The organism is Mesorhizobium sp., assembly GCF_004962925.1.
In the GTDB taxonomy this organism is placed as follows: domain Bacteria; phylum Pseudomonadota; class Alphaproteobacteria; order Rhizobiales; family Rhizobiaceae; genus Mesorhizobium.
In genome coordinates this window covers 8,901-21,109 of record NZ_SUEO01000098.1, presented here as the reverse complement: position 1 = coordinate 21,109, position 12,209 = coordinate 8,901, and the positions used below count along the sequence as shown (strand labels likewise).

The window sequence follows — 12,209 nt, the reverse complement described above, 5'->3', positions numbered from 1 at the left end:
GTGCTTGGCTGGGCCACCCGTGACCCGCAATCCGAACATCAGGCAAATTGGCACCGCTTGATCGCTGCTCTCTCTCGTCCTGACCAAGGAGGGCTCGGCGGAAAATGCGCTAATCGAATTGCCGACGAGGCGATCTACGCGCAATGATCAGCGGCCAACATTGGCGCGAGGCCGCACCTCAACATTCGAGCAAGTGCAGAGCCATGCCTAGCCGTGCGATGATCTGATCGCAGTGCACAGTAGGGACAGGCGGAATAGGACGGGTCTATTCGGTAGGCGCTCAACACATAGGCGGGGGAGGCGAAGACGTGGTGCACCGAGGTAAAGAAGGCGGTCGCCTCGCCAATTCTCGAGCCACAATCCTTGTTGATTTGGGCTTGCAGTCCGACATAGGGCAGGCACCGCATTTCGTCCTCATATTCAAGTCGGCAATGGGGTGCGCTTGAATGGCTTGATCACGACGGGCCTATGGGCATCCTTAGAGCTGCCGGACCCGCTTGATGTATCGCTTCCGGCCAGAGGCTTCGCTCCGATATGGCCGCCGCTCAACCGAGGCACATCGAGGACCAGGGAACCAGCACTGGCCGTTCGCTCACAATTCAATTCCATCGACACGGACAGCGTCGTTCTTGGTTCAGAAGATCGCAAACGGCTGCACCAAGGCTGCTACCGGAGCGAGGCCATCCCCAATTGCGACCTCGGGGAGGATGGCTTAGCGCCCGCAGGTGCGATCGTCACAACGGCCTGTCACCGTTGGCCAGACCCGCCAAGTACGGCGTGAAGGCAAAGTATCTGTCCACCGATACTATTTCCCGCTCAGTAGGCGACCGCGTTCATTGTTGAATATTTGTCCACAAAGCTTCCCAATCGATGTATCCATAATCAGATACGCTTTTGTATCGTTGATAAGGTCCTTGTTTGTATACTTCTCGACACACGCAGCCCTCCAAAATAGGTAGCTTTCAGGATTCGCTCGACGGGCAGCGGCTTCAAAATAGCCGACGAACAGTGAAAGCGAGAACACAAAGGCGCAGGCGGATACAACCGTCCCCTTAGCCTGATCCGCAGCAAATAGCCAGACCACCACTCCTCCAAGGAGGCCAAGCGCAGCCGACATGATGTCACCAACTGCGCCATCTCTACTGAGGCCTCCGGTTATGCCGGCGGTCGCGCCTATCGCGCTGAGACCTAGGAAAACCAAAATGACTTGAGTATACTGTTCCCGCTTCAGGAATAGTGCTGTCGCGAGCCAGCACACTGCCGACGACAAGAAAACCACTGCGGCCCATAACACCAGTACCTGCATTTTCTTGTGTCCAATGTTGCTTGGATCAACCTTCAATTTGACTTGGAAAAGTGAAATTGAGGTACTCGTTGTTTAAAAATGGCGGCGGTTGTTTGGCCTGATAATCACGATCGTCAATCTTATTTGTGTCACTGCAAATCGCGAGAACGAACTCCGATGTCTCGAATTCTGGAATTGCGCGATATTTCTCGAGGCACTGCGCGAAATTGCTCTTCGGCGTCGCCACATCACCCGCATCCTCGGACGGTTGATCGGTTCCTTGGGCTAGCATCGTGTTGAAATTAACGGTGGTACACAAAACTGTGAGAACCACAGCGCCGGACCTCTTCATAGCATTTATCTTTCTACGGCAGCGGATAGGTTAGTATCTACGCAAGGACTTTGGAATGCAAGTATCCGCTATGTTGCAATGCAAGGTTTTTCTCTAAAGGCTGGCAGATATGGGCAAGATGTAGAGAGTTGAAAAGCGCTGGCAGGGCGTTTCGCGTCATCTCGACCTCTCTAAGCGTCGCCAAGAGATGATACGGGAATCGGCCACACTAAAGTGACGTCTGTGGGGCCCTAACCGGAAGAATTCTCACTCTACGCTTAGCTGCGCCGACGGCGAGTAGCGCAAGCTTTTCGAGCCGTTCTTCGCTCCTACCGAAACTCGTCACGTAGTTCCTTTTATTCTCCTTCCATTTGGCCTATCCAGTCTTAAAGTTGCGCCTCGAGGGATGCGACACAGGCCCCGGCTTGGCCACGCTGCAGTATGGAGAAATTCTTTTTGGCGCAAAACGGCCGGTGTCTTCTCAGGACGGATTGGGACTGTGACAATGCAGGACATCTTTCAGACGTTCCTATGTGTGCTTGACTATACTTACGGGTTGTACTCGGGAAATGGCCGGCGGTCTTCAGCGCGAGTTGGGGAGATTTGGGTTTCAATGTCCCGGAAGGCCACGAAGCCATGCGGGACCTCGTCCGCGCCCGGGCGGCCGCAGTTGAGACACTTCGGGTCCACCGGCAGCATGTGAGCGCCTTCATGCTCAAGCACGGACGTATCTTTCCGCGCAAAAAGGGCTGGACGATGCGCTATCTCTGCTGGCTGCAGGCGCAGCAGTTCGATCATCCCGCACATCAGATCGCGCTCCAGGAGATGGTCGAGGCGGTTCGCATCTCGAAAGAGCGGGCCGAGCGGCTTGAGCGTGTGATCGAGGAGTTCGTTCCAGCCTGGTCGCTGGCGCCGATCGTGCGGGCGCACTGCAGACATTACGTGGTGTGGATCTGATCGTTGCCGTGACGTTTGCTACCGAGATTGGCGACGTGCGCCGTTTCGAAAGCCCGCGCCAGCTCATGGGCTATGTTGGCCTTGTTCCTGGTGAGCGGTCGACCGGAGAGACAGTCAGGCGGGGCGGTATCACCAAGGCAGGGAATGGCCGCATTCGTCATATGCTGGTCGAGAGCGCATGGACCTATAGGCATGCGCCGAAAGTCGGCGCGAAGAAGGCGACGTAGTGCTGCTCACAAGACCGGGCGACAATGTCGGCCCCGCCGGTCTTTTGCTCCTCGCCTGGCGTAGGCTGGCAGTTCGGCCCCCCGAGGACCTTCTGACGGAGAATAACCTTGCCGGGGTGTTGGAAGAGGTCAGCGACCTGGCAGATGAGCTTCGGCAGCTTGCCGTCAGCGTCGACACCGTCGGGATGCTGACCGGCGCGTTCATGGCTGCCGAACGACATAGCTTCGGACGCACGGTCGGAGCCTGGCTCGCCGATGCCTTGCTCGCGCAGCGGCTAGGCTGGACGCATGCAATCCCTTTGCTGGGCGGGGAGGTGGCCTTGGCTGTGGGTACGGGCCGGCCGCGTCGACCAGTGACTGCCGCTCCGGCTGCCGGTGCCGACACGGAAGCCGATCGGGCCAAAAGCCTGCTGGCCGCGCAGGCGCGCGCCGCGCTGCGTGCAATTGATCTTTCCGCCGAGCTCGAGCGCCGCGCGGACCGGCTGCTTGCTGTTGCCCCGAAACTCAGGGCCAAGGCGGCGGATGCTGTTGTCGGAAAGCTCCTATCCGACGACGCGATCGTTGCCTCGGAAAACATCGCTGGAATGAGCGACCGCGGATTGCGCCGCCTGTTCGACCGGCTGGTCGAGCTCGGCGCCGTCCGCGAGCTGTCCGGCCGCCCCGCGTTCCGCATCTATGGGCTGTGACGATCATGGCGGAGGCAGCGCGCAGGCGAGGGGGGAGCCAGTCAGATGACCGTCGATCAGCTGACCAGCTGTTTGACCGGGAGCTGGATCACCTGCCACCGGAGGCCCGCTGGCGCGAATGGATGAACCGCGTCGAGGCAACGATTTTTGCGGCCAGCGAGCCGGTCAACCGCGAAACGCTGGCGCGGATCGTCGGAAAAAGCTGCAGCATTGATCTCCTCATCGACGACATTCGCGAGGAACTGCGCGGCCGGCCCTACGACCTGGTCGCCGTCGCCGGCGGTTTTCGGCACCTGACCCGGCCGGCCTATGCCGGCGCCATCCGCGCCGCAGTCGGCGGTAACGAACGCGCGGCAGACCTCACGCAGTCAGAGGTGCTCGTGCTGATGTGTATCGGCTACTTCCAGCCGATCACCCGGGCCGAGTTGTCGTCTTTCTTCGGCAAGGAGATCAGTCGGGATTTTATTGGTCATCTGCGCGGTGCCGGCCTGATCGCTTCCGGTCCGCGCAGTCCGACACCGGGCGCGCCCTACACCTACGTCACCACGAAAGAATTCCTGTTGGAGTTCGGCCTCGACACGCTGCGCGACCTGCCGGATTTCGAGGCGCCCGAGGATGCCGGACTGCTGAGCAAGGAAAGGCTTCTGGCTGGCGACATTCCAATTGCGATAGGCGGGGTGCTCGAGGAGGACGATGAAATCGAAGGCTGTGATCTCGATGTCCGTTCCGAGGTGCCTGAATGAGGATCCTTCCAACCTACCCTTAGGCGGCATTCGGCGCACGGGGACGAATGGTTTGCCCAGGTTAATGCCCTCCGCAAATCCCGTTCGGCGGAGTCAGTCAAGCGGCGACGGGGGGAAAGGTCGGCACCTGGGCTGCGACGCTGGATGAACTGGCACGCGAGCTCGACGTCGTCATCGTGGCGTCCGGGGGCAATCGCGCTCCCGCAGCGGCAACAGGATTATCCTACTGCATTGCTCTCAAATCTGAGGCCTTCACCCAGCAGCCAATCCATGTAGGCGTCGCCTTCCTCTAGATCGACGTCTTCCGCCTTTGCGTGCTCGTAACCCATGAAGCAGCGTGCCTTCTCAAAAGAACATGGAACCGCTTTCATGAGCCATTTGGCACGAGCCAACTTTGCAAGGGCATCGCGTGCGTGCCGGTGATACTCGTCCACGGCTGCAACAAGCTCGCGGTTGTTCCGCGCCGTCTCGATTGCCCACTCATAGTCAACATCGTGCATCTGGTTAGGGGCAATTGCGACGATAGCAGCCTCTACCTCTCCGAGCGTCAAGCTCGACTCCTCCAGCGTGCCATCACGACGCTGGACCTCAGAAATGATATGCCGGCAGTCTTGGCAGATGAGCATAGTGACATGGGAGCCGATTACCATTCCACCCGTCATGTCGCCACCGCGCCAGTAGAGGTTGCTGACATCCTCCTCCGCGATCCAATCCCGGATGATGTGGATGCGCGCCGTCCATTTTCCCTTGTTCGACTTCCTGCATATCTCCCGCTTGGAGCGCTTACAGCACCCGCACGTCCACTCCTCGCTTACAGCATTCCAATGCTTTTGTTCGCCGTTCTGGCTCCCTACATCGGCGAACTCAGCATCGCTGGGCGGCTTGCCGGCAGGCTTCACCTTCCGTTTCGCTGATTTGCCAACGGCGTCCCGCGCAACCGATCGGGCAAGTACTTTCATGCCGATGCTGCCACGGTCTAGGTGCGGCAACGCGTCTGTAACCTGCGCCCATACCAGCGCCCGGTCATCGATCCAGAAATCGGCCCGCACCCCAATCGCCACTTCGCGACGGTTCTTCCCCTTGGCGAACCGTATTGCCATCCGCTCAGCAAAATCGAGGCGATCCGCGATGTCTGGCTTCACCCGCTCCCACGTCGTGCGTGCGGCCTCAAAATCGACTGTATGGACACCGTTGTCGGTGGCGCGAATAAACCCGGTGATTTCTTTCGGTGAGAAAGTGAAGTCCCAATCCACGGCGCTGTCGAGTGTCGCCTTAGCACTTCCCTCTGCCAGATTGCAGTCGATACAGATGAGCGTTCGTTCGAAGCGTTCCACGAACTGGAGCATGCCGTACTTGGCATGCGACACTTGGATGTTGAACTCGCGATCCTCCGACTTCTGGTTGATTTCCTCGAATAGCTTTCCGGCATTATCGCCTAGGTGGTCGTGGTGCAATTCAAGTTGACATAGCAGGACGCCGGATGTCGTGAGTCTCGCAATCTGCGGCTTTGCCCTCTGGCAGCATGGGCATGTCCAGCCCTGCCAGGTGCCAGCCCATGCCCGATTGAGATTGAGCTTATCGGTGTTGAACCGGCGCATAAGCGCTTTGGTCTGCGCGCTCCATCGGCCGTCTCGCATTCGCGCAAGCTGTTCCAACTCGTCGTCGGTCATGCTTTCGATGTCTGGGATGGTGATCGTTATGGAGCTGCCGTGCACGACGATTTCGAACCATAGTTGGCGATGTAGAATTCTATTTTAATCGTATAGAACAATTGAGAAACGTCGCCAATCTGAACACCTTGGCTCGGATCATGGCGTTCGGGCGATGACTGCCGTAAGATTCCACCGGTGTGGGCGGAGGGGAACATGGCAATTGATACTCTTGAGAAGGTGCCGCTGCTCTATCACTTCACCGACCGGAGGAACCTGCCGGTGATTAAAGAAATGGGAGGACTCTATCCACTCGCGCAGCTTGACCAGAAGAAGGTCAAGGTTCCGGCACCGGGCGGCAATGAATGGAGCCGTGACGCCGACGCGTTGAAGGGAATGGGAAACTACGTCCACCTTTGCTTTCGTAGCACCCATCCAATGGAGTACGTTGCTCGGCAGGATGGGAGGATCACGGACACGATCTTTCTGCAAATACACCCCTCGGTGATGCAGTTCACGGGTGTTCGTTTCACCAACGATGTCGCGAACAAAGCTGGCGTCGAATCGGTTCCTATCGGAGAGGCTGAACCGCTAATCGATTTTGAGATACTTTACACCCGAACGGACTGGAAGGACCCGGCAATTAAGGCGCGTCTCACGCAGGCGGAGAAATACGAGGTGTTGGTTCCCCATGTCATCCCGCTCGGCTTAATAAGGAACATTTAGAATGGCTGAGAGACCCGTCTTTATCCCTGCGACCGAGGACGAAGGTTACGTCAGGCGATTGGATTTCAAAATTCCGTGGGCCGGTGGCTTCGCTGAAGTTCAGAAGAAGAAGAATATCCGGTCGCTGCATGAGGCCGCCAAGAAAGCCGGATATGCGCCGCTGCTAGAAGTGTCTAGCAAGTCTGATGAAGTCGCCGGTCGGCATCTTAGCGCGTTTCACCTGCGCGTGATGACCAGCATCGGCGAGATACCGCTGGAGAACGCCTTTCAGGGAAGTAAGGTATTCGAGCGCGGCGGGCCGTACACCGATCTGTACGAGGTTGAACCGCGCGATGCGAAGCGCGAGCCACGACTCCGCGATTCCGGCGCACTGGTGGGCTTCAAATTCGACGGCTTCGAGTTCCCGCTAGAACCCACGACCGTGTTCTACGATTGGCTTTATCTCAATGCCATCTTTCCTCACCGTGTATGGCTCAAAAATCGAGTGGATGGCGAAATGCAGTATGCCGGTTTCACTGACATAGAGTTCAACCCTAGCAAGTCGGTCAATTGTCAGGCGAAAACGTGCGCTCTGTTCGTAGTGCTCATGAGGGAGAACAAGCTGGAGCGCTACCTGAAAACGCCGGAGGTTTTCATTGCCGCGATGGCTGCTCATTCGCTTCGGCCGACCGAGCATCAACCTCATTTGAAGCAGGCCAGACTTAGGGTCGGCTAGGAGGCAGTAGCGCAATTTCTTCCGCAAGAGCAGCAAGGTCACTGCCGAGACCGCACGCCGGGTAACCGGTATCAGTACACCTGTCTTCGGCGTGTCTTGGTCGGACCCCGGCCCCTCAGAGACAGAAATCGTACGCCGCTTCCTCGTGTTTCTCGAAGATCGACGCGTCCTCTACAATCCCTTCGATATGGAGACCGAGGCAGAGGTGGGTCATTCGATCCACCAGATACGCGAGGAAGGCACCAAGACTCTTCAAGCGCTTTCCGCCGACGCATTCGCCGTCGTGCCTCTTCGCGCGATCCGTGAACCCGGGCGACGGTTCCATGATGAGCAGCACGAGGATTATCGCCACTTCGATTATCAGTGGCGCGGAAGCCATGCCCGTCCGGGCTTCTTTGTGGCGTTGGGAGCGTTCCGGGCAACCGTAGGGCACCAAGTGGCGGCGCTGGCAGGTTGCTACGGGATCGATGTCGAAGGCCCTCTGGCGTCCATCATGCCGACCCTTGGAGAGGCATCACAGTTGGCCGACGAGTAGCAAGGGCCTACGGCATCGGACCTTCCATCGGCCGTGTCGGCGTTCAGCCCCGTTTCGATTGGTCCGTAATGATTTTTAAGAGGTAATCAGCGTCTACGACGTGGATGTGTTGTGCGCCAGCGCGCACCACGATTCCGTCCAGTACGATTTCCAAATTCTCCAATTCGCCAGTCAGCGAAAACACCGCTCCGCCGCTGTAGCCGTCGACAACCGGCCGCTCGCGGACATTAAGGTAGCGCCGGTAAAATTCGACATTTGTCAGGTAGCTCTTGTCTAGATCGCAGTCAGAGATCGCTCGCTTGATGTGAATGGAGCCAGGTTGTTCGGGGACGAAACCTTCTAGGTACTCATCCATCACGCCTTCGATTGTCGGGTAGCCGACCAAGAAGGACTTGACCCGGTTGGCCCTAGAGAATGGCGCAAGAGGATAGAAAAACGGCTGGTCAGAATGCTGAGTTTTCCAAGTGTCCGCCGCCTTGAAAAGCAGGACGTCGTGGTACTCTTCGTCCACATTCGAAAGTTCGAAGATGCAGGCCTTTAGTGGGATGTTTGAAAGTAGCCCCTTGCCGCTCCCTATCCTGATCGTATCGAGAATGTCCGTTGGCACGCTTGCACCACGGGCTATGCCCAACTGATGTCTCGTGGCGACGACGTAGTTCACACCCGCATATTGGACCAACGTCGCTGAGCCAGCGCGGCCTAGCGGAAGCGACCGGTCGCTGGCCTCATGAAAGACCATGCGACAGGATTGCGTGATTGTCTCGTAGACATCTCCCGGCTTAAGAAAAAGCCGTCCTACTTTGACGGCATTGATGCCGGGGTAATCTCGAATGAACATCACGGTCGACTTTCCAAAGGCGGGCTTTTGTCGACGATCTTCCCCGCTTCCTTCCGAGATTGATCAGATCTTCGCGAACGCATTCGGTCGCAATCATCACGCCGTAGCAAATCTCCGAAAGATCGTGCCGACTGAGGCGAATTTGCTCCCCGAGGCTAAACACAGTTGCTCAACTTCCGCGCAAAGGATCGCTTCTCCCTTTTCGACATAAAGCGGTTCATCACGATACGGCGCGAAGGTTGCATCGCGTCCATCCTCCAGCTGTGCGCCAGCGTAGTACGAACGGCTCCTCTAGCGGGCCGGTGTCTTCCAAACTCACGATGCCCCTGCGATGTGCCATGCAATTCCGCGCGCTCTTCAAGGACACAAACATCGGTGAAAACCCTCCGTCTAGCCCAAGCGTCTTTGTAAGCGCCGCAAGCTGAGCCTCCACTCCGCCGCGATCGAATTTTCGTATCGCCTTGTCGTGATCCCCCTTAAGCACCGTGCCCCGTTCAAGGATGTACGCGATCGAAAACACCGCCACGAGGAACACTGAGAAGGTCTCAACCAAATCTCGAAATCCGTTTGTGACCGTCCAACTTTCGAATTCGCGAACGAACGCTTGGCTAGTTTCGACGGTAGCTTCCTGCGGCATGATAATGAACTGCGCCTTGTCATCTTGAACGTGCGAGACAGGAGGGTCGATGCGCGCGGCTACAACGTATCTGCGAGCCGGTTGGCCACCACACGGTCCAGAAGTTCGGCAAAGCGGCTATTATCCTGAGCCATCTTCCAGAAATTCACGAACCGGCAGACGAGCTGAACATTGCCGATCGAATAGTGGCCGTAGCTGTCAATCCGGTCCGGAGAAACGAGCATATCGCTATCGCAATCGTCCTGCCCATGCAGATGCATCGTAAGGCCGGTGATAGCGCATTTCCCCTTCTGCTCCTCGTAGAGGTTGGCAAGATGAGCCTTCATCTCGGCCTCGGAACAATGGAGTTCCTTGTTCTTCAAGGTTTTGAAGACCTTCTGACCATTCGAATTCGCAACCGCGCCCGTTATCGAGAGCATGAGGTTTGCGAGAGTGAGCTCATGCAGCGACACGCTCGATCCGAGGGCCTTCCCTTTGTGCACGCCGAGGCGTTCTTCCCACTTTGGGCGCGAAAGGTCACCTCCGTCGATGAGGGACTGTACATAGGCCTTCACATCCGCATTGGCGACGCTGAACATCGCTGCCATTGAGGAGATATAGTCCTTCGCCACGGGATGGATCGTCTTCCATGACAACGGCTTCTTTTTCTTGTCATGGCGGGACCACTTGGTGACAGGCTTCGCGAGCATAACACTGTCGGGAGCGGAGTGATCAAAAACCGGATCGGCACTCGTCGTCTGGGCCCAATAGAGACTATCGCTGTTCTTGTCTCTGTGGAGCCAGAGATCGCCTTCACTGCGCGTCAGGTCGTTACCTCGATTGAACCAGAGCGTCGCCCGACCTTTGACGTCGGCCTCTGAGTCGTCTTTGGCGGCGTCAGCTTTCGTAACCTCCAGATAGCTATCGTAGTCTTCTGCGCGCCACGGATCAAAATAGGTCTTGCCAAATTCGAGGGCTACGAGGCTCTCGCTGAGGCACCGAGACCAAAGGCTGTTTTCGTTCCCCGTCATGATGACATAGATTTTGCCTGCCAAATCGCTCCCCAATGTACCCAGTCCTCATGCCTTTTACCGGCGGCGTACTGAGGCTCGGTTAAGCCGACCAATCAATCCAGACATCTCATGCTAATGTATCTGTTGCTCTTCAAGTCCGCCGTCGTGGGGATCTGCGACAGAACTCAGCCAATCAGTGAGATCACGGCAGCCGGTATTGAGCCTTTGCATTCGCCAGAAAAAACCGAGAGGAGGCGGCAGATCGTCGATAGCGGCGGCAAGCCCTCAATGCGTCGACCGTCGCTAGACGTTGCCGGCATGCACAGTCCCTCCGATCAGGCCGCCATCGGCTGGGCTGTCGGCCCGACACCGATCACCGCACCTGTGGTCATTAGCACGATCAGACCGCGCTCGGCTCCGGTCATGTCGAGATAGGCTCGAACCTGCGCGCGGTAGTGGTCGAGTGTCTGGGGATCGGGCGCCACATCGCTCTTCCAATCGACGACGACGGCTGGACGGCCTTCAGACGTCAGAGTTAGGGCGTCCGCGATTCCGGTCGTTGCCGTTTCCATCCTATCGTCCGCATGCGCGGCGTAGACGGGAAACTCGGCCAGGAGAGCCGGCCGCAAGGCCGCGATTTGGGGCAGGGCAAGGGTCTGGACGACACAGCCCGCCAGTTCCTCGGCAGACAGTCCCGCCGCCGGGTCGGCGATCGGAAACCGGCCGAGGGCGCGGATGAGTATGGAGGCTCGGTCTGCAAGGGCTGCCTTTGCCTCATTGGTTTCCCTGGTCAGCACCTCTTCCATGAGCTTGTGCAGAATCAGTCCGCGTTCGCGGCTTCCTTGAACCAGAACAGCGGCTTGCAGTTCGGCTGGCTGGTCATCAGCCGATCCGGTCCAGATCCCGGCCTCTTCTTCCTGCAGCACCGCTCCGGCGGTGTTCTCATCCCGGCTGGGCGCAAGCCAGATCAGCCGCGCCTGCCGCTCGGTAACGGCTTCGGCTTCCGTGGCGAAGATTGCGCGAGTTTGGGTATTGGCCGCTCCGTTGGCTGCCGTCGCGACGTCGGCGGGTAGATGCGAGAGGTCCAGGCCGGGGAGTTCGGCCAGCGAAAGATCGACGAGACCGATCCAGGCGGACTTCGACGGCGTTGTGTCGAGCCGGGGCAGGACGAGAAGTTCGCGGGCGCGCGTGGCGGCCACGTACCAGAGGCGAACGCGCTCCCGATCAAGCTCGTCTTTCTCAGCCTGGCGCGCGACTTCGTAGCCGTCCGGCGCGACGCCCAGGACCGGGCAATAGAAGGTGTCCGTCTGACGGTCGATGACCGCACTGTCGGGCGCCATGACGCCCGTCATGGTGTTGACCGGGATGACGATGGGCCACTCGAGGCCTTTGGCCGCGTGCATGGTGAAGAGCGCGACGGCTTCTTCCTGCGCATCTGGCCGACCCTCCACTGCGCGCGCCTCGTCGGTCCAGGCTGCCGTCATCGCCTCGGCGAAGGAGCGAAGACCGCGAACGGAGTAGCTGGTCGACAGGCTCAAATAGAGATCAACATTGGCGAGCGCGCGTTCGGCCTGGCCGCGATGACGCGCGAGAAGGAGCGGCCGAACTCGCATCATGTCCACGGCCTGCGAGAGCAACTCGTGCGGCGTCGTGCTGTTGCTGCGGCGGTAGAGCGTCTGCAGCTTTTCGATGGTCTCTCGTGCAAGCGGATGAACGATGGCGGCGGGATCGACGCCGAGGTCGAGACGGGGAATTCGGTCGGGCTGTTCTTCGGAACGCGGCAGCGCCCAGACAATGTCCAGAAGTTCCTCTTCGGTGAGGCCGACTAGCGGGCCGCGCAGCAGCGAGCCAAGCGCCAGCGTGTCGCGCCGGTCGGTGAGAACGCGGG

At 58.5% G+C, this 12,209-nt stretch carries 11 protein-coding genes and 1 pseudogene; 6 read left to right on the top strand and 6 right to left on the bottom strand.

Going from position 1 to position 12,209, the window contains the following annotated elements:
* Positions 1 to 805: 805 nt before the first annotated feature.
* Positions 806 to 1,306: a hypothetical protein gene (locus tag E5W87_RS19480; protein ID WP_292400928.1), complete on the bottom strand. Its 501-nt coding sequence runs from the start codon at positions 1,304 to 1,306 to the stop codon at positions 806 to 808.
* A gap of 25 nt (positions 1,307 to 1,331) precedes the next feature.
* On the bottom strand, positions 1,332 to 1,637 hold the full coding sequence (locus tag E5W87_RS19475; protein ID WP_292400927.1) for a hypothetical protein: 306 nt from the start codon (positions 1,635 to 1,637) through the stop codon (positions 1,332 to 1,334).
* A gap of 594 nt (positions 1,638 to 2,231) precedes the next feature.
* Here E5W87_RS19475 and E5W87_RS19470 point away from each other — a divergent pair.
* The 3 genes and pseudogenes from E5W87_RS19470 to E5W87_RS19460 all read left to right on the top strand — a co-directional run.
* Positions 2,232 to 2,791: pseudogene (locus E5W87_RS19470) on the top strand (IS110 family transposase); the annotation flags it as partial.
* An 8-nt stretch (positions 2,792 to 2,799) separates the two neighbouring features.
* On the top strand, positions 2,800 to 3,486 hold the full coding sequence (locus E5W87_RS19465; protein ID WP_292400924.1) for a DUF1403 family protein: 687 nt from the start codon (positions 2,800 to 2,802) through the stop codon (positions 3,484 to 3,486).
* Between the two features lie 5 nt (positions 3,487 to 3,491).
* Positions 3,492 to 4,229 carry an SMC-Scp complex subunit ScpB gene (locus E5W87_RS19460; RefSeq protein WP_292400921.1) on the top strand — a complete coding sequence of 246 codons (738 nt, stop codon included), beginning with the start codon at positions 3,492 to 3,494 and terminating at the stop codon, positions 4,227 to 4,229.
* 218 nt (positions 4,230 to 4,447) lie between these two features.
* Here the strand turns inward: E5W87_RS19460 and E5W87_RS19455 are convergent, their stop codons facing one another.
* Positions 4,448 to 5,944, bottom strand: coding sequence for a hypothetical protein (locus E5W87_RS19455; protein WP_292400918.1), 1,497 nt, complete (start codon positions 5,942 to 5,944; stop codon positions 4,448 to 4,450).
* A 150-nt stretch (positions 5,945 to 6,094) separates the two neighbouring features.
* Here E5W87_RS19455 and E5W87_RS19450 point away from each other — a divergent pair, with 150 nt between their 5' ends.
* From E5W87_RS19450 to E5W87_RS19440, 3 genes are all read left to right on the top strand, one after another.
* On the top strand, positions 6,095 to 6,604 hold the full coding sequence (locus tag E5W87_RS19450) for a DarT ssDNA thymidine ADP-ribosyltransferase family protein (RefSeq protein WP_024927403.1): 510 nt from the start codon (positions 6,095 to 6,097) through the stop codon (positions 6,602 to 6,604).
* A 1-nt stretch (position 6,605) separates the two neighbouring features.
* Complete coding sequence (locus E5W87_RS19445; protein WP_292400910.1) at positions 6,606 to 7,319, top strand: hypothetical protein; 714 nt, start codon at positions 6,606 to 6,608, stop codon at positions 7,317 to 7,319.
* A 70-nt stretch (positions 7,320 to 7,389) separates the two neighbouring features.
* Positions 7,390 to 7,854, top strand: coding sequence for a DUF6650 family protein (locus tag E5W87_RS19440; protein ID WP_367118843.1), 465 nt, complete (start codon positions 7,390 to 7,392; stop codon positions 7,852 to 7,854).
* Between the two features lie 43 nt (positions 7,855 to 7,897).
* Here the strand turns inward: E5W87_RS19440 and E5W87_RS19435 are convergent, their stop codons facing one another.
* From E5W87_RS19435 to E5W87_RS19425, 3 genes are all read right to left on the bottom strand, one after another.
* Complete coding sequence (locus E5W87_RS19435; RefSeq protein ID WP_292400905.1) at positions 7,898 to 8,695, bottom strand: hypothetical protein; 798 nt, start codon at positions 8,693 to 8,695, stop codon at positions 7,898 to 7,900.
* Between the two features lie 693 nt (positions 8,696 to 9,388).
* Positions 9,389 to 10,363, bottom strand: coding sequence for a hypothetical protein (locus E5W87_RS19430; RefSeq protein WP_292400902.1), 975 nt, complete (start codon positions 10,361 to 10,363; stop codon positions 9,389 to 9,391).
* A gap of 293 nt (positions 10,364 to 10,656) precedes the next feature.
* Positions 10,657 to 12,209: 3'-5' exonuclease (locus E5W87_RS19425; protein WP_292400899.1), on the bottom strand; the 1,553-nt coding region annotated here is incomplete at its 5' end.

Bases quoted from the DNA above. Each gene is read 5' to 3' on its own strand.
- E5W87_RS19480 (WP_292400928.1), bottom strand. From the start codon at position 1,306: ATGCAGGTACTGGTGTTATGGGCCGCAGTGGTTTTCTTGTCGTCGGCA.
- E5W87_RS19475 (WP_292400927.1), bottom strand. From the start codon at position 1,637: ATGAAGAGGTCCGGCGCTGTGGTTCTCACAGTTTTGTGTACCACCGTT.
- E5W87_RS19460 (WP_292400921.1), top strand. From the start codon at position 3,492: ATGGCGGAGGCAGCGCGCAGGCGAGGGGGGAGCCAGTCAGATGACCGT.
- E5W87_RS19450 (WP_024927403.1), top strand. From the start codon at position 6,095: ATGGCAATTGATACTCTTGAGAAGGTGCCGCTGCTCTATCACTTCACC.
- E5W87_RS19445 (WP_292400910.1), top strand. From the start codon at position 6,606: ATGGCTGAGAGACCCGTCTTTATCCCTGCGACCGAGGACGAAGGTTAC.